Consider the following 23,092-nt stretch of genomic DNA (forward strand, 5'->3'; position numbering starts at 1 on the left):
TATGAGGTTAAAGGAAATTCACATAAAAGGAACTTATAAAAATTTAAAAGATTTTAAAGTATCATTTGAGGGAGATAATTTTTTAGAAGTATTTGTAGGTAAAAATGGAACAGGTAAATCTAATTTCTTTGAATCAATTTTAGAGATTTTTAAACATTTATCAGAAGAAAGTTATACAATACCTTTTAACTATTCGATTACTTATGAAATAGAAGAAGAAACCATTTATCTAGAATGGAAAGATGTAAAATGGATAAACAAAGAGGATGAAGAAATTACTCCTGATAAAACAAAGCTACCTGAGAATATTTTAGTGTATTATTCAGGTCATAATAAAACCATTGGCAGTTTATTAAAGTCATCAAATGAAAACCATAAAAAACTATTAAACAATAATAGAAAAAAAAAGAACTTATTAAGCGAAGTTACTAGACGTTTTACAGGTATTGATAATAAATATAAATCATTACTACTTAGTGTGATCTTATTGCAAGATGATACTAATAAAGCAAAGTTATTTATAAAAGATAAATTAGGTATTGTAACCATAGGAAATGAAATAGGATTAGATTTCAAAAGACCTGACTATGCTCAGATTAAAGAAAGTCTAAAAGGCACAGAAAAAGACATATTTAAATTTGATGAGTTTGATAATGATAAACGTTTTTGGTCACCAGAAGGATATTTTAAAACGCTTTTAAATAAGGCTTGGTCAGTAAATAGCTTTGATTATCAAGGACGACCAAGAAATCAAGGAAAAATTAATGAGGATGAATACATACTATATAAATCCTTTAGCAAGTTTCAAGAATCTTTCCAAGGTTATTCCCCTCTCGAGTTATTTATTGCTTTTGATAATTTAAAAACTATTGGTTATTTAAATGATATCAAAATTGATATTACTTTAAATTCAGGAAAAAAAATAAACATAGACCAATTTAGTGATGGTCAATTTCAATCCATTTATATCTACGCGCTTACAGAATTATTCAAAGATAAAAACTGTATTACCTTATTAGATGAACCAGACTCTTTTTTGCATCCAGAATGGCAACATAAATTTTTAAGTCAAGTAAATGAGATTAGTGATGCATCTGCTAAAACTAATCATGTTTTAATGAGTAGTCATAGTGCAGTAACATTGGTTGGTGATTTAGAAAAAAGAGTCAACTTGTTTAGATTTCATGATAATGACTTGAAATGTCATAAAGTAGGTAAGGATTTTGCAGTAAATCAGTTGTCAAGTCAACTATTTAAAGTCAATTACGATAAACAAATATTAAGCATTATGCACACGCATAGTCAAGATAAACCAATATTATTTACTGAAGGGTTTTCAGATCCAATCGTGTTATATGAAGCTTGGGGTCGTTTATATGATTATGATATACCGTTTGATATCTGTTTTGGTTTTGGTTGCGAATATTTGAGAAAAATATTAAGTAGTGATAAATTTCAATCAGAAATGGGTGAAAAACCTATTTTTGGTTTGTTTGATTTTGATGAAGCTTATAACCATTGGAACTCTTTAAAAATAGATGGAGCATTATTAGAAGTAGACCCTTACAGAGGAATTTGCAAAAAAGTTGAAACTAAAAATAGTTATGCTTTTTTAATTCCTGTTCCGCCTATACAGGAAATAAAGAACCAAGTTATAGCAGATGAAACTACTGGAGAAACTTTTGGTTATCAATCTAAAGTAGAAATGGAACATCTTTTTTATTGCGATGAGACAAAAAGTAAATTCACTCTTAAAAATAAAGTTGGAGGTGGTCAAATTTGGGAAGTAAGTGATTCTCAAAAAATGGCATTTGCACAAGAAGTTGTGCCATTATTAGATGATTCATATTTCGAAGTACTAAGACCAATGTTTGACTCTATTATTGGCCAAATTAATATTTAAAATTTTCTAGTTATATGAGTGGATTTAAGTTGTTAGGAATAAAAACAAAGGATAGAGTTGATATAGAAAACGATCCAACACTAACAGATTATTTAAAAGTGCTTAAAGAGAATACTTATTATTCTTTTTATTCAAGTTATGAATTTGATTCTAAAACAGAAACGTTTACTTATTTTCCAGAAAACGATGTTGATTTGTATTCCATTTGTAGAGAAGACCAAAATCCGTTACATGTTAATATTTCTGCAATAGTTGGAGAAAATGGAGCAGGAAAAAGCACACTGATAGAATTACTATTTTTAGGTATACATAATTTAGCAGTAGCGTATAAAATACTTAAAAACCCTGAAGATTTAAGCAGTTGGCATACAGAAGAAGGAGTTCACTTAGATATATACTATTCAGTAAATGATAAAATTTATTGTATACGGCTAGATGACTTAGATGTTTGTTTTTCTTCTCAATCTAAAAAAGCAGACAATAGTTTTTCAAAGTTTAAAGATTTCAAAAAATATGATACAAAAAACAAAAAAGATTTAGAATTCTTTTTTTATTCAATTGCAATTAATTATTCACTCTATGGTTTAAACACAAATCATGTAGGTGAATGGATTAGAGCCTTATTTCATAAAAATGATGGTTATCAAACACCTCTTGTCATTAATCCTATGAGAATTAAAGGTCAGATTGATGTTAATAGAGAAGAAGGTTTAGCTAAATCAAGATTAATATCAAACTTACTAATTGAAACTAAATCAAATGAACATCTAAAACTAAGCAAGAAACAGATTGCTACAGCAATAACCTTTAAATTAAATAGACGTAAAATAGAAAATATTTATGATCACAATATTGGTTCAGATGGTATTTGGACTTTTGAAAAATTAAATAAGAAAACTCCAAAATTATTAGATATAATATATAAAGGCTTTGAAATAGATAACAGGGATGTAGAAATTAAATTTAAAGAAGAAATTGAAAAGTATATTATTAAAAAACTATTTAAAATTGCACGCACCTACGATAAGTATAAAGTATTTTTAACGGATAATTCAGGTAATAATAAAAAACAACCTTCTTTCACTACCGATGAAAAACACAACTTAGAAAGTTATATCGAAGCAATAAAAAAAGATGACAGTCACATTACCTTTAAGTTAAATCAAGCAATAAATTATATTAAAAAGAATCCCTTGGTTGAAGATGAAAACTATAAATGGAATAAGGAGAATGAGCATTTTCACATTCCTATTAAAGAATTATCAAAAAGAATAAACACATCCAAACTTTCTGAAATAATTAATTTAATACCACCTTCCCTTTTTAACATAGAAATACATCTTGAGGAAATAGAATCTAAAGAGAATAAGTCCGTTTTTAGTGGTTTAAGTTCAGGAGAACAGCAGTTAATTCATTCAGTACAGTCTATTTTATATCATATAATAAATGTTAATTCTGTGTTTAGTAATAACTCTCCAGAAGATATTAATTACGCATATATTAATTTAATACTAGATGAAATAGAATTGTATTTTCATCCTGCTCATCAAAAAGAATTTATTCAGCATATTTTAACAGGAATAAAATCTCTAGATATTCCAAACATTAAAGGAATTAACATGTTGTTTTCAACACATTCTCCTTTTATCTTATCAGATATTCCTTCATCAAACATTTTAAAATTAAGAAAAGGAGAAGCAATAATTAACGAACAACTAACCTTTGGTGCAAATATTCATGATTTATTAGCAAATGATTTCTTTTTGAAAGATGGATTTATGGGTGTTTTTTCTCAGAATGAAATTAAAAATGTAATTGAAGCATTAAATTATACTCATCTTAATAATTTAAAGATTGAAAAACAAAATCAAGTCAATTTAACTGATGAAGCCAATCATAAAAGTCGAGTAGAATTGGAAATAAAAGATATTGAACATAAGTTGTCAAAAACAAATAAACCTAATGAGAAATACAACAAAGAGTATTGTAAAAAGGTAATTGAGGTTGTAGGAGAGCCTATTTTGTATATGAGTTTAATAGAATTGTATACATTAGCTTATAAAAACTCTAAGGATGCTTTTATAGATGAGCAAATTGCTAACTTAAATAAGTTAAGATGATAGCTATTCATGTAGATAAGGTCAGGTCTATTCAGTTTAATTTCTTTAATGAAATTGAAGAACAAAGAGAGATAGCAATTACTAAATTAAAAAAACTAAACAAAAAAACTACTAATTTAAAAGACAAAACTTACCTAGAAGAAGTAATATTATTATTTGATAGCAATCCCGATATTTTACTTTGGGACTCAATAAAAATAAATAATGAAAAAGATAAATTTAGTAGCCTTCCAACTTATCCTAAAACTAGTAAAACAGGTAAAGTAACACTTTGTAAAACAGAAATAAAAGACAAAATACTAACTGCACTAGGATATAGAAATTTAAGGAGTAGTTTTTACCCAATGTATTTTAAAGAAATCGGTATAAAATCTTGTGTGTACTGTAATTCACAACTCACGATATCCGCAAAAAAATCATCTGTTACTAATGATTATTCGGCAAAATTTGATGTTGATCATTACCATTCTAAATCAGAATATCCTTTTTTAAGTATTTGTTTATTTAATTTATACCCTGCTTGTTCTTCCTGTAACAGAATAAAAAGTGATAATGTTGTCGAATTTGAGTTGTACACAAACAATAGAATTAAAGCAATTAAATCGGATTATAAATTCAAATTAACAGCTTACTCTAAAGCTAAATATTTAATCACTAAAGACCCGAAAGATATCGGTTTTACTTTTTATGAACCAACTCCTTCAAATATAACTGCAAAAACTATAAATGATGTATTTCATATAGAAGGCATTTATCAAACCCAGACAGATTTAATAGAAGAGTTAATTATTAAAAGTCAGATTTATAATAAATCGTATTTAAAAACATTAAAATACAATTTTGATAAACTTTCAATACAGCCAGAATTATTCAAGCGTACTTTAGTTGGTAATTATACTGGAGATAAAGATTTGCATAAAAGACCAATGAGTAAATTAGTTAGTGATATTGCTAAAGATCTTGGTTTAATATAAAATAATCCACAAAATGACCCGATCACAAATCATACAACTTTTTTACTAGACGGTTCACCAACTATTAATCATGAAGCAGAACTCACTAATATAAACTACGAAAAAATATTAATAAACGGTTGTTGGTTTGGCGTTGTAAAATGGAGGTTTGATTAAGAGATAAGAAAATACAATTATGATTACATATACAGATTACGAAAAACAAGTTTATGAATGGCTTATGCTGAAGCATGAAAAAGACCCGAATTTTACTTTTTCCTTAAGAATGAAAGGTTCTAAAGGAGCAGAACTAGATTATTTTATTGGCACAAAAAAATCTAATTATTTTGCGACTACATTTTGGTCTATTCCTGTAGCATATCCTGGTTCATCAAGCGATTGTATTGATTTAATTTTTGGTTTTTCAAATAATCTATACAGCTATAATTTTGAATTTACTCAAACAAACTCACCAGATAATACACAAAATAAATCGGTTTTAAGTTTTTTAAAAGCACTACATACATCTACAATATCAACCTTAGGATTTTCTTATGTAAGTCCAGAAAGCAATAGAATGTTTACGCTAAAAACCAATCAAAGACAAAATCAATATACGTCCTTACCTACCATGTTACTGGATGTTGAAAAAGATTTAGAAATTATTATTCCTGAAGTAAATAAAGCCATTACAACCGAAAAATTAAATAATCAAGAATTTAATGCACACCCTATTACGCTTCAAGAATTTACAAATATGCAAACTAAATTAGAGAAGCGTTTTGAGAAGTATAGCAACATAAATAAGAATGTTAATTATTGGATTTTTCAAGGAAACCCAGAGATATACAATATAACGAATGCATTAAAAGCTGCTCATTTAAAAAGTTGGAAAGTAGCAGCACATAAGGATAAAATAGCTATCGGCGATAAAGTTATTTTATGGCTAACCGGCGAAAATTCAGGCTGTTATGCTTTGGCAGAGGTAATATCTGACGTTTTTGTTTTTGAAGAAGAAAAATATGAAAAACAATATTATGTCAATCCAACTAATTCGACAGCCACAGATCGTGTAAAGATTAAAATTACAAAGTATTTGGCAGATGATCCTATTTTATGGAATGACATAAAAGAAAACCCTGTGTTTTCAGAATTTAAAGCAGGAAATCTGGGTACTAATTTCAGTGCTACGGAAACAGAATTTATGGCTTTACTTAATCCTAAAAACCTTAGTAGTAATACAAAATTAAATGATTTAATACAAAAATATAAAAGCGCTGTATTAAATGATAATTGGCTATATGTAGAATTGTACAAATTTGAATGGGGAAATTGGCTAAATAAAAGAGTTGTTTTTGAAGAACAAACCAATGAAGAAATTTTAGAAGTATGTTTGGCTTCCCAAGAAGAGAATTATACCGATGCTAAAGGTGTCCAATTTATTAGACAAGGTGCGCGAGAAAAACTTAGTAAATATATCGGGATTGAGGATATTGAAATTTTTAGAGCATTTAACAGTGGTGTAAAATTAGAAGACATAGACTACTCCAAACGTAATATGAGTTATCCCATTTTATCTTGTTGGATGTCTGTTTTTGTTCCTAATGCTATTTTCCCAGCGAGCAGAACTTCATTTGCTGATATTATTAGGGAAGTATTTTCAATAGAACTAAAGAGTAGTAAAATCGATTTTGTTATTGCTATGCAAAAACCGATGCAAGAAATATGCAATGTTTTATTAGAAGATGAAGAGGTTGCTAGCTTTGTTAGTAAGGAATTACATAAAGCGGTATTATCACCATTAGATATAAATTGGTTAACACAAGATTTTTTACTATTCGTAGATAGGCACCCAAATTTGCTAACTCAAGGAACAGAAATTATTGAAGCTAAAGTAGAATTACATATGATGATTGATACCACTCCGACAAACCAAATTCTTTACGGCCCTCCAGGAACAGGAAAAACTTATGCAACAATATCTAAAGCTGTTGCCATTGCAAACCCTAGGTTTAACTTAGAACAAGAACGCTCTATAATTAAAGAAGAATACAAAAGGCTTGTAGATTCAAATCAAATTGTATTTACAACCTTTCATCAATCTATGAGTTATGAAGACTTTGTAGAAGGTATAAAACCTAAAACGACAGAAGGTAAAAAAATCACTTATGAAGTAGAAGATGGTATTTTTAAACAACTAGCAGACAAAGCAAAAGGTTTAAAAGGTAAAATCACATCAGAAACCAATATTACAGATTTTAAAAATAAAAATTATTTTAAAATGAGTATTGGTGGTAAAAATAGAAAAGACGTACATGATTGGTGTATTAACAATAACTACATATCCTTAGGTTGGGGAAAAGAAGAAAATTATTCTGAATATAACAACATTAAAAATTGGGATACTTATAGAAATAAGTTTAAGCATGAATTTTCTTATTTAGTTGAAGACTCAAAATATCACATACAAGCAATGTTTATATTTCAAAAAATGAATATTGGAGATATTGTTTTAATTTCTTTAGGAAATCATTGTATTGATGCTATTGGAGTAATCACGGGTGAGTACGAATACATAGAAGACAGTGATATTCCTTATCGTCATTTTAGAAAAGTAAAATGGTTAGCTACCAATTTAGACGCTAATCCTAGTTTATTTGTAGATAAAAACATTTCTCAACAGTCTATATATCAATTTAACAACGATGATATTAAGGTTGATTATTTAATACAAACATTTTCTAAAAGTAAAGAAGATATTAAAACTCCTAAAAATCATGTATTAATCATTGACGAAATTAACAGAGGAAATGTCTCTCAAATTTTCGGAGAGCTTATTACTTTAATAGAAAATGACAAACGTTTAGGCGAAGATGAAGCTTTGATGGTACAACTACCCTATAGTAAAACTAAATTTGGGATACCTCCTAACCTTTTTATTATAGGAACGATGAATACAGCAGACAGAAGCATTGAAGCCTTAGATACTGCTTTAAGAAGACGTTTTGTTTTTGAAGAAACGCCACCGCAACCAAATTTACTTAAAATAGCAGGTAAATCTGGAAAGGTAGATGGTGTTGTAGCGTTAAAAGATGGTAAAACGATTGATCTAGAAATTTTACTTCGTACAATTAACAATCGCATAGAAAAGCTTATAGATAAAGATCATAAAATTGGACATTCTTATTTCTTAAAAGTAAATTCTGAAAGTAGCTTAAAAAAAGTATTTAAAAATAATGTGATTCCTTTATTAGAAGAATACTTTTTTGGCGATTTTGGTAAAATAGGATTAGTATTAGGAGATTCTTTTGTAGACAGAAAAGATGAAGCATTTGGCTTTTCACAATTTAAACATTATGATGATGATATTGTTGAAGATTTAAAATCTAAAGCTATATTTAAAATTAACAGCCATAAACTTTGGAACTTTAACGCTATATAATGCAAAACCCTATTCAAGTTTTTGAGTTCGAAAAGCTAGTCGCTTCCGATACTTCATTTTTTAAAACGGAAGCATTGGGTAAAAAAGTAATTGATAAACTTTGGCTATTTAACGATGCGAATAAAAACATCTATTTTGAAGCCATTAGAAATGGTGTAAAATTTAAAAACTATGTTGGAGTTATCCAAATTGGTAACGTCACTATTGAAATTCTACCTAAAGCAGATAGACAATCTTCAAATCAAAATGAAAGAGGTCAGTGGCATTCTGTTTTATTAAAAATGTTGGCTCAGTGCAAAAAAATCAAAGTAGATTCAGTCTCTAAGGCTGCTTTAAAGAAACGTCATCATTCGTTATTAGATTTATATTTCGACTTATTTTTAGATGAAGTAAATATGCTTCTAAGCAGAGGTCTAATAAAACAATATAGAAAACAAAGTGGTAATGTTTTAGCCTTAAAAGGACGCCTTGATTTTTCAAAGAACATACAGCACAACTTAGTACATAAAGAACGGTTTTACACTAATCATCAAGTCTATGATTATAATCATTTAATCAATCAAATATTGTTAAAAGCGTTATTAGTCTTAAAAAAAACATCTAACAATATTTCGATTAATGACAAAATAGAGAGAATATTAAGTTGTTTCCCAGAGGTAAAAGAAATTAAAATAAATAAGTCTCATTTTGATAAGCTTACTGCCAACAGAAAAACAACAGATTATCAGGAAGCTATTAAAATAGCAAAAATGATATTACTTAATTATTCTCCAGACATTAAAGGAGGCAGTGAAAACATGTTGGCTTTATTGTTTGATATGAATATGCTTTGGGAAGAGTATGTTTACAGAATGTTGGCTAAAACCCAAACAGAAAAGATGAAAGTTAAATTTCAAAATAGAAAGCCGTTTTGGGACACCAAGGTCATTAAACCGGATATCGTAATAGAAAAAACAGAGGAAAATAATACGGTTTCAAAATATGTAATCGATACTAAATGGAAAATTATAAATCCAAAGCAACCAGGAGATAACGATTTAAAACAAATGTATGCTTACAACATGTATTGGGAGGCTAATAAAAGTATGTTGCTATATCCAACTTCAGAATATTGTATGACAGATTTTGGAAAGTTTCATAAAGGTAGAACCGAAGAAAATCAATGTAAATTAGGTTTTATTAAGGTTATGGATAACGACACTTTAAATAAGAACATAGGTACAGATATTTTGAATTTACTAGAGATTGAATGTTAGATTATGGCAGTATCTCATAAACCTCAGTAAGTTCCCTAAGCTTCTAAGTTCTCCTCTTTACTTGTTTCATTTCATTAACTTAAATAAAAAACACTATAAGTGCACTATAACGTACTATCTCTAACAATCAGCCACTCAAAAACAAAACAGAACTCAATAAGTGCAGTATACTACACTTATTGAGGCTTCCATCCTAAACGAAAAATCGAAACGAAGTTATACACAGGCCTGTCAAACGAGGCTCAAAAAATTATTGCGCTCGTAAGTATATGTCGTATTAAATGAAGTAATAATCATGCCTTTGTTTACATAATTCTACATTTATATAAATCTAGAATTATATAGTTTTACTTAGAAATTCAACATAATATTATAATCCACCTTGTCCAAAATAGTACAAACATTACTATCTACTTTAGGACTAAACAAATCTTTACAAACGGTATAAGCCTGTAATTGTTCCTTTGGGTAATTTACCTGAACAAGGTTCTTGATATTTGTATCGGTTAAGTTTGGAGACAACCATTCTTTAGATTGTTCTGTATCTAGAATTAAAGGTTGACGTTTTTTAAGATTATGAATTTTAGCAAATAAAGGAGATGCTTCTTTAGTTATTATAGAAAACGTAACATAAGTATCTATAATAGTATAAATTCCAGCTAACGACAACGGTTCTTGATTAGAATTTTGAATAAAAAACGGATACTTCTTTTTCTCATATTCGTGTGGTTCAAAAAAACCTGTTACTGGTATAATACAACGCTGCTCGTAGATTGCATTTCTATAAATAAAGTGATCGAATAATTTTTCAGCTCGTGCATTTAGTCCACTTCCATATTTTACAGCTTCCTTATAATAAGGTTTTATTTGGTTGGGTGGTTTATTACTAGGCACTATTCCCCAAACACCAGGAGCTATCACTTCAGGTTTCTGTTGTGGGATAACAAGCATATTTGGGTGTGCAAATCCATTTAGATGGTACTGTGGTTTATCGAAAATAGAACGCACTTCTTCACTGCTTAATTTAATTCCATGGTGCTTTTCTAGCTTTTTAGTTTTGTGTGTGGTTGCGGTGTGGAAGCACATAGTTGTGTTTTATATTTTGTATAATAATGCTTTGTTTGTACCCTTACTCCTACTTCAGAAAAACCTTTAGTTATGAAAACTTAAAATTAGGTTTTTAATCATCAAACAAAGATAGTTGAACTTGATTATTCTGTTCTCTAATCTCGAAAAATTCAGATATACCAAGTAAGTAGTTTATATAATTTTCAAAATTATCCAAATGGATAATTTTATAACTAACATTCTCAGAAAGGGGTTCTACAATATCAAAATGATACCTTTTTTCAAGATATTTTTCATTGTCTACAACATAAATCATTACCATATTTTTGGATAAACATTTTTTAAGCTTTCTATTGTCTCTTTTTTTTGTCTGTTCAAATAGTTGATTGGCAGACTCCTCACCTTTTCCACCAAAATCAACTGGTTTAAAATGTTGAATTCCTTGACATTCAATTGCTATGTTGTATTCTGAAAGATAAAAGTCTAATGATTGTCTACCTAACCATTTGAACCTTTTCTGTCTTTCGTATATTATATTTTGTTCGTCTAAAATGAATGCAAGTTCTCGTTCTAATTTAGATTCATTGCAAATTGGACAACCACTTTTCTTAGATAAGTGATTATTTGGTGAAACTTCAAACTCCCCATGTTCGGGACAAATGATGCAAACATTCTTCTGTCCATTTAGGTATTTAACTTTTGAGTAATTAAACTTATCACCAAACAGCTCTTTTGCTTTATTAATAAAAAGTTCTTTCCCCATAGCTCTGTCTTGTGCCATTTGGTCAAAATGACATTTAGGACAGCCACTACCTTTTAAATGTTGGACTGCGATTTGTTCAAATTTTCCATGAATAAGACAATTAATCTCTAATTTATCGGTAGCATTAAAACACTCTGTGTTAGAATAATCAAATTTATTGCCATGAACTTTTTTAGCTTCTTTTATAAAATATTTAGTATTGTATTTGTTTATCTTAGATTTAGCTATTTCTCTACCACACTTTCTGCATCCACATTTTAGTCTGATATGATTTTGAGGCACCTGCATAAACTCCCCATGAATAGGGCATATAATAGCAATTTTAGTACTAGTATTTTCCCATTTTACATTAGAATAATCATATTTGTCACTATGGACTTCCTTAGCTTGTGAAAGAAATGTTTCTAAAGATGTAAGTCTATATTTCCCATGGCTGTATTGATAAGCACATTTTTTACATCCATTCCCTGAAAGATGATTCGTTGGTTTCTGATAAAATTCTCCATGTTCTGGACACAAAATACAAATTTTCGTATGACTGCGTATATAATCTACTTTGGAATAATCAAACTTATCGCCATGTACTTTTTTTGCTTTATTAATGAATTCAGATGTTCTCTTTTGAAGATTGTTTCTCATTACTAAGTAATTTATTGAATAGAGTTCATAGTCCTTTAACGTTAATGTTGAAAATTGCATGTATGTATACGAGGATTTTTCGAAGGAAAATCAAAAGCTAACAAAAGAGCAACAAACTTTGATTAGATCTAAAATAAGTAATAAATTTTAACAGAGTAATTGAGAAGTGCAAAAGTAATCACTTAAAACGAAAGTTATAGACTAAGCTTTATTACTAAAGGTCATTATTATTTATTTCATTTATGATTTCGGTATTTTTTAGGTCGACATAAACTAATTTAACAAAATAACCGCTATCCCTATCATAATTAATAGATAAATCAATTCCACCATTTTCAGAATGAAATATTGTGTGATATATGCAGTTATTATTTCTTACTTCATACAATTTATCAGCATCACTGTCTGGCTCAAAATTAGAATTAAACTCTTCAGTAACTTCAGAGGGCTCCCCATATTTTCCGGTAAGCTTCTCTTTTAAATCACTATAGGTATACGACAGCGTAGACCACGTGTCTTTTACAGGAAACATAACTACTAATACGTATACTAAATCTTTTTGGCTAATAGTTGAGACTACTAAATAACAATCGTTGTACCCCGCAACATCACCATTTAATAAGGCTACTCCATTTTCTGTCTGAAGATTATTCAAGCCTTTTTTTTCCAATTTAGAAACATATTCACTTAAGGTGCCATCAATAGGCACGCCTTTAAACACCATATGTTCGTTTGATCCTAAATCGTTTTGTGCAAATCCTGTAATTATAATTATGAAGTAAATAACTGTGGTTAAAATCGTTTTCATTTTTATATCTTTTGTATAGTGTTACCGCTTCAATTTTTGAACTACTTTCAATAAAATTTATAGAATTAGATCGAGTCAAGCACTTAATCAAGTGATAAAAAAGTTGAAACGAGCTGCAACCTTTTTAATTACAATTCTATTAATTATTAGAGTTCGATTTTTAAATCGTTATGGTGTATAGGCCGCTAAATCAAAAACCATTCCTTTTGTGTATGATTTTTAGATATTAAACTTCGAAAAGCAAAATGAATACTAAAAAAAGCATTAAGTTTCTAAGTATTATAGTAGCAAAGTCTTGAATTTAAAATAGAGTTTTAATCGAGTATGGTAGATTGTTATTCAGTAACGGGTATGGCAAATATTATAAGAATTAAAACCAGAAAACTTTAAATTTAAATGACTACTTGCAATATTACACACCCCACAAAACAGACTAAGACAATTTAATTTTAACTCATTAAAGACGACTAAAAGATGCTTTACAGCAACAAGGCAAGTTATTCTTTTGTTTACTTATTCATATTTTAGAGATTTTAATAATTCTATGCTTCCATAAAGTCTCTCTGTTTCTGTTCTCATTCAGATTACCAAGGAAGGTAAGTGTGTGATCAACAAATTTAAGGCAGTATCTCATAAACTGTGTAAGTTTTAAAATCTCAGGTTAAAAATTAATCTGAGATTTTTTTATTCATTAATTTTAACTTTTACACACTTATGAAACCAGAAGATTTATTAAACGAAGACTTTTTAAAACAATTCAAGAACGCTCCAGAGCTGACATCCTTTTTAGAACAGCTTCACAAGCGTGGAATTGAGAAGCTACTAGAAGGAGAACTAGATGCTCATTTAGACTACGATAAGCATCAAAAAAGTAAAGCAACTAACCTTCGTAATGGCTACACTAAAAAGAAATTAAAATCAGTTTTAGGAGAAACAGAGATCCAAGTTCCTCGAGATCGGGATAGTTCTTTTAACCCTTTAATTGTAAAGAAAAGAGAAAGCACAACAGAAGGTATTGAAAACATTATTATATCCCTTTATGCCAAAGGCATGAGTAACAGTGATATTGAAGAACAAATACGAGAGCTCTACGATTTTAATATCTCTACATCTACTATTTCAAGAATTACAGATAAGATAACCGAAGATGTTATTGCTTGGCGGAACAGGCCTTTGGAGGCCACTTACCTAATTGTTTGGATGGATGGCATCGTATTTAAAGTTAGAGAAAACTCTAAAGTCATAAACAAGACTATTTATATTGCAGTAGGTCTGAGAACTGATGGTAAAAAAGAAGTACTAGGATTATGGCTAGGTAAAAATGAATCTTCAGCCTTTTGGATGAGTGTTTTAACTGATATTAAAGCCCGAGGAACTCAAGATATACTTATCACAGCTACAGATAATTTAAATGGATTTACGGATACTATTAAAACCATTTTCCCGAATTCAACAACCCAAATCTGTGTTGTACATCAAATAAGAAATTCGTGTCGTTACGTGGTCTGGAAGGACAAAAAAGAGTTTACTCGTGACATGAAGCAAATCTATACTGCTCCTACAAAAGAAGCAGCTAAAGCAGCTTTAAATGACTTCAAAACTAAATGGGATTCTAAATATTCTTACGCCATTAAAAGTTGGGAAAATAATTGGGATGAGCTAACGGTATTCTTTGATTTTCCTATTGAAATAAGAACCATTATTTACACCACAAATCTTATAGAAAACCTAAACGGAAAAATAAGGAAATACACTAAAAATAAACTCTCGTTCCCAACAGATGAAGCTGTTATGAAATCAGTTTTCTTAGCCCTCAGAGAAAGCACTAAAAAATGGACCATGCCAATCCGGAATTGGGGAGTTATTCTAAATCAATTTTTAGCTATATTTGAAAACAGGATTAAGTTATAAATAACCTAACCCTGAAATTTTGAACTTACACACTTTTTAGGATAGTGTCAAATTTAATGAGTTTTACTTTTTCTAGAACACTATTAATATCACTATCAATCACATAAATCTACTTGAATACAATTTTTTATTTAGTTAATTATTTATATAATCATACAATTATATCTTTTTCTTATATAGGAGTAAGAATTTTTATCACAGTTCTTTGTTGGCAACTGGCATTACTACTATTTAAATTTAGTTTTTCTTCCAGTAGCGAATAATATTCTATCTATGTGATAAGAATAATTTTTTTTAGATTTCAATTTGTCCGACAATTCGTCTGACTTTAACCATTTTATATAGTTACTAATATTTTCTTTCTCTTTTTTAGTTATAATACTAAGTTTTCTGAATTTTTCAATCAAAGCAGAATCATTTAATTTTGAGATTGAGAATGCTCTTATTACGTGTTGATCAATTATTGGTTGTCCATCTGTTTTTGTTAAGTATTTCCCAAACTGATAGAAAACTAAAGCTTTTTCCTGATTGTCTTCATTCGATTCAATTTCACTAATTCCTTTTGCTATATGCTTTAGTTTTTTCAAATCACCGTTTTTCCATGCAAGTGAATACAACAGTTTGGTGAGAGGATCTGTAATTTTTGAAGACACATCCGCCCGAAAATTAAAATCGCAATCCAGAAAATCATTTGAGATAAGAGCATCAATTTCTGTCGGTGTTATTTCAAATTCTATTTTTGGATAACTAGTAATATCCATTTTAAATTTATCTTCAAACTCATTCTCTTCTATTGAAATTAAGTCTTCAATATTTTCAGATTTTTTTATTAGATTAAAAATATTATCGGTAAAGATTTTAGTTTCTTGATTTGTCATTTAAATATGATTATTGTGTTTTTTTTCTTGCTTGTTGCTAACGGTTAGTATAACTTAAGTTAGCCTTATTAAATATAAGTTATAAATTAAGTATCCAATCAGAAAGAACAAAAAGAGAGAATTAAGGTTATTTTGTATATTGAGACTTGATCTCGTTTTTCTTGAGAATCCTCTCTCTTTTCTACCATTATTTCGTACAGTTCTAGGAGACTAAGGATCTCGTTTTTAAGTTGTAGAAAATACCGTAGATACGTTCTTTCAAAAATATATTACATATGAATGAAAATACGAATTATTTTGGAATTGACATTAGTAAAGATGTTTTTGATGTAATGGGAAGTGATGGTTTGTTTCATCAGTTCAATAATAATACTTCAGGCTTTAAAAAGTTTATAAAACTTATGAGTTATAATACTCATTGTGTTATGGAATCTACAGGTGTTTATCATTTACAATTAGCGTATTATTTGGTAGAACACAACATAAAAGTTAGTGTTGAAAACCCTTTGTCAATCAAGCGTTTTATTCAAATGAAGCTTTCAAAAATCAAGACAGACAAGAGTGATTCTAAAATGATTTATGAATATGCACTTATGAATACTCCAGGCTTGTGGACAGGACAGACGAAAAGTCAAATAGAATGTTCTCATCTATTAAGTTTAAGTAATTTATATACAAAAGAAATTATCGTTCTTAAAAATAAATTACACTCTGAAGAAGCCCAAGGTAGCCCAGTTCCTAGGGCAATACGTTCTCTAAAGCGAAGTTTAAATTATTACAAGAAAGAAATAGCAACACTTGAAGTAACAGTTTTGAAATTAGTAAAAGAGGAATATCAGGATTTACATAGTCGTATTAAAAGTATACCGGGATTAGGTGCAAAAGCTAGTGCCTTGTTGATTGTTTTGACAGATGGTTTTGAGCGATTTAACACAGCTTCCGAGCTTTGTTCATTTGCAGGTTTAACACCTATTATTAGAGAGTCTGGTAGTAGTGTAAGATCTAGGCCTAGAATAAGTAAAATGGGAAATAGACGATTAAGAAAGATCTTGTTTATATGTAGTTTTTCTGCAAGTAAACATAATAAAGCTTGTCGAGAGCTCTATGATAGAATAGTCGCAAAGGGAAAGAGTAAAAAACTAGCATTAATAGCTGTTTGTAATAAGCTATTAAAACAGGCTTTTTCCATAGCAAAGTCTCATTTATGGTATGATGAAAATTATAGAAATGTTTTGGTAAGATAGTCCAAATTTAGAGGTGACAACTTCAGTATATTTCTATGTTTCAATAGAAATGTAAAAGGAAAATATTGTTTAAAAATTAACTCTATTTTATTAGGTTTTTAACACAGTTCTTGAATAGTAAGGGATTAAAAACCACTAACTTTTCGATTTAGCACTTAGCCAAATTCACAATTTCACTGTTACCTTTTTTTTATTTAACCGTCAAATTGTAAATTTGGCGGACTTTGTAAATAAGCACTAACTTTCGGTTTGGCACTAAACCCTTATTATTTTTATACATTGTTACCCACTTTTATTATTCATTTTCAAAGATATAGTTGAATATTTTCTCTACTTCCTTTTCTTTTCTCAATTCACATTTTATTAAATCCCAATTGTCATAATCAGAAACTAATGAAGTTTTAACAATCTCAAATTGACTTTTTTTATAGCCATTTAATTTTTCGCTTTCACAATTATTTATTGAACGGTTTATTTTCTGTTCTAAGACAACTAAATTCCCGATTGAATTTAATGTTTCTCCCCATTCTGATTTAATTTTTGGTCTTTCAACTTTGTTTTCATCATTATAAGACTGAATATGCTCAATGTCAATCGGATTATCAAAAAGTTTCGCTCTAATATCTCTAATTTCTTTAAAATCTAAAGTATTATAGTTTTCTTCAAGCATTGCAGATAAACGACAAAGTATGTTTTTAACTTTAGAACTATAAAGAATGTTACCAGAAATAGTGTTTCTAAACCTTGTTCGCCAATATTCATTTTGTGACGTGAACTTATTTTCTATAAACAACATTACATTTTCGTAATCTTCATTTACGATTTTACTAACTAATTTACTACTAAACTTAGAGTTTATTTCATTAACGGACTTTTGAAAATAAACACTATATAAAAGGTAAAGTTTAGTTAGTCTCTTTGAAAACGCATAGAGTTTTTCATATCTGTTTTCGTCATCTTTATGTTTGTGAAGAAAAACAAAAATTAGATTCCAAAAACGACCATATCTTGACCACCACCAAAGTCTTAACATTGAAGCGTTTTCAGCACTTCCGTAATCACCTGAACGCCATTTATTATCCCACTCAAATCTAATGTCAATCAAACTATCTATCTCTTCTAATTTTAATTGTAGTTTACCATCTTCAACATTGTTTCTAAAATGTTCCCACTTATTTATATTAAATAGGGTTTCAAATAGTCTGTCAAAAAATCTGTCTGTACCAACAAAATAAAGTGTTGTTGGTAGTTTATATTTTGCAATTAAATGAAATTGATAAATATGTAGTATACTACTAATGTCTGTTACGTGTCTATTTGCTAATTTATTTTTTGCATCAATTTTTTCATATAATGCACTTATTTGATTAAAAACTTCATCACTTTCCCCTTTTTTAGTTAAATATTCATACATTCTAATTTTAAAAATATCTCCTGCATCTAAATCAAGACCTGTTGTATTTATTGCATCAAATATTTTCAATGTTTTCGATAAACTTGCTTGTGTTTCAATGACTACAAAATAAATTTTAGAATATAAATGCTCTAAAAAATCAGTTAAACTAAAAACTGGGTCATTTTCAGTTTCTTGTTTTACTTGTTCTGTTATTATTTGATTAATTAGTAGCGCGTTATTAAAATACTTGTTGAGATTGTTATTGCTTTCAATGCTCAAAAAAGTTGATTTCATTAACACTTTTAGGTCTTCTTGTTGTTTACCATTATTTACTTTGGTTACTAACCAATTGAAATCAAAATCATTCAATTTACTTGAATTAGGATTGCGAATTGATAATACTTTTAATAGAATCAGAAAGGTTGTAATCCTTTGCTGGCCATCAATAATATTCTGCTCGCCATTATCATCTTTTTTAGATAATTGCATAGTTCCAATAAACATTGGTTCAGAAGAATTATCTTTATTGTAACCCCAAAAGGAAACAAAAATATCTGCAATGAATTTTCGTATTTGTTTTTCTGACCAAGAATAAGGTCTTTGATAAATAGGAATAATAAATTGAGTTGAATTACCTAAAATAGTATTGTCTTTTGCTCTATTTTTTATTTTAAGAGTATAAGTTCCTGCATCAATTGAAAAAGGCATAATTAAAGTAAAGATTTTATTTTCTCTATAAGTTCCTTTTCTGATGGTTCAAATTCGCCATCTACTAATGCCATTTCTTCTAACATTATAATAACTTCTTTCCCTCTTTTTGCATCATTGAATGTAACATCTTCTTTTGTCAATTCAGGTAAAAATTCAGCATTCATTAAGTCAAAAAATAAGTTCTTTTCCGAATTAGTAAAATCTTCAAGATTGGATATTTCACTCGCTAAAAATATCTTTTCCTCTTCTTCTATTTTCCCGTCAGATTTTGCTAAATAAATCATCAACTTTATTTCGATTTTTCTATCTTCTTTTAGTTTGTGACCTTTTGTTTTAAATATTTTTGAAAATAGTTTACCTGCTGATTTTCCTACGCTTTTTATATTAGTTTTAGTTAATTCCGCATCCGAAAGAAATATCAATTCTGGATTGCTCCAAATATCAACAATATTTATTGTATGAATATCATTTGTAAGCATATGCTTATATGAAATACTTATGCAAGGAATTATTTGGTATAATATTTTCGCACTTAGTAATAATGGATGATTAGTTTTAGAAAGGTTTAAGTCCGTTTTATACGTTGGTAAAATTTTACTACTGATTTCATCTTCATTATCAGTTATTGAACCATTAATGTTCTTGTATAATAAATTATAAGATAATTCTTCATTTACGTGGTTTTTGATGATATTTGTTTCAACATCAAATCCTTCTCCCAGTTTAAGTATTTTACTTTCTTGTAGATTATCAATATTTGTATCTAAATAAAATATTTGAGCAGATTTACCTGCTGTATAACACTTAGGGCAATCAATAGTTCCATATCTTGTTTTGTCAGAATAACAAGAAGAACAAACTATTTGTCCGCTTCCTTCACAATTGTGACATCTTACTTTTCCTGTTGTGCCACAACTTCCACAAGGTTTTTCACCTCTTCCACTACAACTTCCACACTTTTCAGTTTTTTGATAAGATTTTCCATCTCTGTATTCTGTTTTGGTTTTTTTTCCTGTTCCACTACAAGAATAACATTTGTTGTATTTATGGCCGTTACATTTCGTACAAGTAGTTTCTCCTTTTCCTACACACTTATTGCATTTCCATTCGTGTTTTCCTCCACATTCTGAACGTGTACAAGTTATGTATTTGTTTCCGCTACATTTAGTGCAAGTTTCTTGAAAAGTGTCTTTTGGTAAGAAGTATTTTCTTTGATTAAACGAAATCTCATTGTCAGACGTATCAAAAGGAAAGGTTTTAAAACTCAATCCTTCTTCCACATTGTTCTCAATTACAGTTGCTCCTTTTTTATTTGCAAATTCCGATAAATAATTCTCGTGTTCTACTATTGTTTGATTACCGAATTTAGGAACTCCACCTTCAAAAAATTTAAAATCATCTTTTATATTATCAAATAAAGGGAACTGAATCAAGTTTAATTTTCTGTCTGCTTTTATATAATCTAATTTTGAGTGATAATAATCAACCCTTTGAATTGGGGTTGTTTCATCAATTATCATTTTAGAAAATTCTGTTGGATAATTCGTTTTTAATATTTCTTTAATTTCTGCAACAGATATTTCTTTTAGTTGCTTTTGTGATTCTTGAAGTTGGCTCATATTATTATTCTATCTCGGTTTTTTTTAAATTTTGGGTAACTAGTTATATACAAATAAAACATACGTTTATTCAAGTTATTTCAAATGATAAACACAATTTCAATAATAAATATATTGGTTTTAGATTAAACTTTTTTACGGTTTTCCGTAAACTGGACCTATTCTTTATATCTAAATAATAATTATCATATTAAGATTATCAAATAATTAATTTATTAGAGAAAAAACCGAAATATAAATTCTTTCGTTTTTTTAACTTTAAAAATCTTTCAGATTTATATCTTTATAAGAATAACAACATGAGTAAAATAGAATTATCAAAAATAATCGACTCTACAGTTTCCGAGTTAACTAAAATTAAAATAGGCCTATTAGTAAGAGCTACCTTACCAGAGATATTGGAATTAGAATTAATATCAGAACTAGAAGTTGTTAAACTTACACAATCAGATTATAGTAAAATGACTTTAGATTTAAACTACCCTGTATTAAGGTTAGTCGATGAAAAAAAATCAATAAAAGAAAACAGAATAATTAGCGAGTACACTAGATACTATGCAAAACCACATAATTATAAAGATTCTAGATATTTAATTTCAAGCGAATGGTATGAAAAAAGCCAACTGGACTATATAAAATGGCTTAAACGAAAAGTTCAGATTAGTTAATAATCTTAGTTGTATTTATATAATTCTACAATTATATAAACATAGAATTATATATTCTTGTTTAAAAAGGGTAAGAAGGGTAGGTTGTTTTTCGGAAACTTTTATTTTTTAGAACATAATCACGTTGTTCGAATTCAATTATAAATCCATTTCAAACAATATTACATTGATAAACTAGCTAAATTCAAAAGGCAAAAATTGAGAAACAAACAACGGAGTAGTATTCAAATTTTGACTATTCATTAATACTTCATCTTACTAGTAATCACCCCTCTAACTCCTCCTCTAGGATTTCCTATATCCCCTTGATATCTAGGAATAAGGTGACAATGAAAATGAAATATCGTTTGACCTGCTGTTTCTCCACAGTTCATTCCGATATTATACCCATCAGGAGAGAATTCCTTTTCAATAATTCCTTTTGCAATTTCTAAAACACTAGATAGATTGTTTTTTTCGTCAGGAGAAAGAGCAAAGTAATCTAGTTTAAGCTCATTAGAAATGATTAAAAGATGTCCAGGAGACACAGGGTACGAGTCTCTAATGATAAAGAAATATTCGTTCTTGAAAATAATTGCCGATTCTGGAATATCTAAAAAATTTTTCATGAGTTCATGTATTGAAAACCATTGTTATTAGCGATGGTGAGCATAGGTTTAATAAGTTGTTCGTATTTTAATTTATTAAACTCTTGATTAGGAAATATAGGCAAGTAATCTTGTAAAAATTTATTCTTAGGCCTAAGTGCCTTTATGATCTTGTATCCCTCTTCCTGAAGATCATAGAAATCATCAAAATAGGTGTTAAAATCAGGAAGCTTATCGCTCTTACTCAAATTAAAACTAGACTCTGCAGGTATTAAGTTCCACATAAGATCATGTGCAACAAATTGATGTGGAATAAAATGTTCAATAATATAACCTCCAACAACCAACTTTTCTCCAGTGTAAATACAGTTAATGTGACCCAATTCATTCAAAATTAAATCCCAAAATAACTTTTTGTGATTATTTAAACCACCTCTAATAATTGGTCTTTGTATTTTATTAGGGATGTCTGGAACATTCGGGTTTCTAACCTGTAAAAACAAAGTTAGATTCCAATAACAGAATGATTTAAGAATACCACTATTAACCTTAAAATATTCGAGCCAATTATCTGAAATTATAATAGAATCTTTTAGGAGAACATATGGAGCATTAAACTTGGTGTCTATTGATTTATTATATACTTCAGATTTAGATCCTGTTCCTAACCATGGGCTTAAAAATTTATGAGGTACATTTTTATCAAAATGGTTTAATGTAGAATTTGTATCACTATTATTCGACATCAAAAGTTTTTCAAGAATAACACTTTTCTTAGAATCAACATTAAGGTTTTCTATGTCTTTTATTTTTCGAACAGCATCTTGAATTTGATCCTGTTTACCAAAAGAGACATGGAAATAATTCACGGTATACCAAGACAGGGTGAGCATTCTAGCAAAAATCTCTTTTTTATTGATTTCGGTATTGCCTTCTTCTATAGATTCTAATATAGCCCAAAACCAATAAAACTTATAAGTAGCACTAGTACTTTTAAAGACTGAAGTGAGTTTGGAAATTGAAATGTTTGGTTCTAGTGGTAATTGCATATTCGAATATAGATATTTCAATTCAAAAGATTATTTTCAATTTAACAATAATATTAAATCTGGTCAATTTTCATGGC

Annotated in this window: 16 protein-coding genes; 8 read left to right on the plus strand and 8 right to left on the minus strand. The window is 28.7% G+C overall.

Going from position 1 to position 23,092, the window contains the following annotated elements:
* Position 1: 1 nt before the first annotated feature.
* From R6X41_RS08610 to R6X41_RS08630, 5 genes are all read left to right on the plus strand, one after another.
* Positions 2 to 1,903: an AAA family ATPase gene (locus tag R6X41_RS08610; RefSeq protein ID WP_318499308.1), complete on the plus strand. Its 1,902-nt coding sequence runs from the start codon at positions 2 to 4 to the stop codon at positions 1,901 to 1,903.
* Positions 1,904 to 2,001: 98 nt separating this feature from the next.
* Complete coding sequence (locus R6X41_RS08615; RefSeq protein WP_318499310.1) at positions 2,002 to 4,023, plus strand: hypothetical protein; 2,022 nt, start codon at positions 2,002 to 2,004, stop codon at positions 4,021 to 4,023.
* Complete coding sequence (locus R6X41_RS08620) at positions 4,020 to 4,997, plus strand: recombination protein NinG (RefSeq protein ID WP_318499312.1); 978 nt, start codon at positions 4,020 to 4,022, stop codon at positions 4,995 to 4,997. The genes R6X41_RS08615 and R6X41_RS08620 overlap by 4 nt, the downstream gene beginning before the upstream one ends.
* Before the next feature lie 175 nt (positions 4,998 to 5,172).
* The gene (locus R6X41_RS08625) at positions 5,173 to 8,418 is read left to right on the plus strand and encodes an AAA family ATPase (protein WP_318499314.1); all 3,246 of its coding nucleotides are present in this window, start codon (positions 5,173 to 5,175) and stop codon (positions 8,416 to 8,418) included.
* Complete coding sequence (locus tag R6X41_RS08630; RefSeq protein WP_318499316.1) at positions 8,418 to 9,674, plus strand: McrC family protein; 1,257 nt, start codon at positions 8,418 to 8,420, stop codon at positions 9,672 to 9,674. Before R6X41_RS08625 ends, R6X41_RS08630 begins: the two co-directional genes overlap by 1 nt.
* A gap of 351 nt (positions 9,675 to 10,025) precedes the next feature.
* Here the strand turns inward: R6X41_RS08630 and R6X41_RS08635 are convergent, their stop codons facing one another.
* The 3 genes from R6X41_RS08635 to R6X41_RS08645 all read right to left on the minus strand — a co-directional run bounded on the left by R6X41_RS08635 (position 10,026) and on the right by R6X41_RS08645 (position 12,952).
* On the minus strand, positions 10,026 to 10,760 hold the full coding sequence (locus tag R6X41_RS08635; RefSeq protein ID WP_318499318.1) for an SOS response-associated peptidase: 735 nt from the start codon (positions 10,758 to 10,760) through the stop codon (positions 10,026 to 10,028).
* 94 nt (positions 10,761 to 10,854) lie between these two features.
* On the minus strand, positions 10,855 to 12,144 hold the full coding sequence (locus R6X41_RS08640; RefSeq protein ID WP_318499320.1) for a DUF723 domain-containing protein: 1,290 nt from the start codon (positions 12,142 to 12,144) through the stop codon (positions 10,855 to 10,857).
* A gap of 214 nt (positions 12,145 to 12,358) precedes the next feature.
* Positions 12,359 to 12,952, minus strand: coding sequence for a hypothetical protein (locus R6X41_RS08645; RefSeq protein WP_318499322.1), 594 nt, complete (start codon positions 12,950 to 12,952; stop codon positions 12,359 to 12,361).
* Between the two features lie 714 nt (positions 12,953 to 13,666).
* Between R6X41_RS08645 and R6X41_RS08650 the strand changes: the two genes are divergently transcribed.
* The gene (locus R6X41_RS08650) at positions 13,667 to 14,863 is read left to right on the plus strand and encodes an IS256 family transposase (protein WP_318499323.1); all 1,197 of its coding nucleotides are present in this window, start codon (positions 13,667 to 13,669) and stop codon (positions 14,861 to 14,863) included.
* Between the two features lie 227 nt (positions 14,864 to 15,090).
* Here the strand turns inward: R6X41_RS08650 and R6X41_RS08655 are convergent, their stop codons facing one another.
* A complete protein-coding gene (locus R6X41_RS08655; protein WP_318499325.1) occupies positions 15,091 to 15,741 on the minus strand; it encodes a hypothetical protein in 651 nt (216 codons plus the stop codon).
* 275 nt (positions 15,742 to 16,016) lie between these two features.
* Here R6X41_RS08655 and R6X41_RS08660 point away from each other — a divergent pair, with 275 nt between their 5' ends.
* Positions 16,017 to 16,985, plus strand: a complete 969-nt coding sequence (locus R6X41_RS08660; protein WP_318499327.1) for an IS110 family RNA-guided transposase — start codon at positions 16,017 to 16,019, stop codon at positions 16,983 to 16,985.
* Positions 16,986 to 17,280: 295 nt separating this feature from the next.
* On the opposite strand, the gene R6X41_RS08665 is transcribed toward R6X41_RS08660, so the two are convergent.
* Complete coding sequence (locus tag R6X41_RS08665) at positions 17,281 to 19,089, minus strand: DUF262 domain-containing protein (RefSeq protein ID WP_318499329.1); 1,809 nt, start codon at positions 19,087 to 19,089, stop codon at positions 17,281 to 17,283.
* A 2-nt stretch (positions 19,090 to 19,091) separates the two neighbouring features.
* Entirely contained in the window at positions 19,092 to 20,711 is a 1,620-nt protein-coding gene (locus tag R6X41_RS08670; RefSeq protein WP_318499331.1) for a hypothetical protein, read from the minus strand.
* 299 nt (positions 20,712 to 21,010) lie between these two features.
* Between R6X41_RS08670 and R6X41_RS08675 the strand changes: the two genes are divergently transcribed.
* Positions 21,011 to 21,379, plus strand: coding sequence for a hypothetical protein (locus tag R6X41_RS08675; RefSeq protein WP_318499333.1), 369 nt, complete (start codon positions 21,011 to 21,013; stop codon positions 21,377 to 21,379).
* Between the two features lie 242 nt (positions 21,380 to 21,621).
* On the opposite strand, the gene R6X41_RS08680 is transcribed toward R6X41_RS08675, so the two are convergent.
* Positions 21,622 to 21,987 carry an HIT family protein gene (locus tag R6X41_RS08680; RefSeq protein ID WP_318499335.1) on the minus strand — a complete coding sequence of 122 codons (366 nt, stop codon included), beginning with the start codon at positions 21,985 to 21,987 and terminating at the stop codon, positions 21,622 to 21,624.
* Positions 21,984 to 23,015 (minus strand): HNH endonuclease domain-containing protein, encoded by a 1,032-nt coding sequence (locus tag R6X41_RS08685; protein WP_318499336.1) that lies wholly within the window; start codon positions 23,013 to 23,015, stop codon positions 21,984 to 21,986. Before R6X41_RS08685 ends, R6X41_RS08680 begins: the two co-directional genes overlap by 4 nt.
* Between the last annotated feature and the right edge of the window lie 77 nt (positions 23,016 to 23,092).

The sequence above is a fragment of the Formosa sejongensis genome, from assembly GCF_033447105.1.
Lineage (GTDB): Bacteria > Bacteroidota > Bacteroidia > Flavobacteriales > Flavobacteriaceae > Formosa.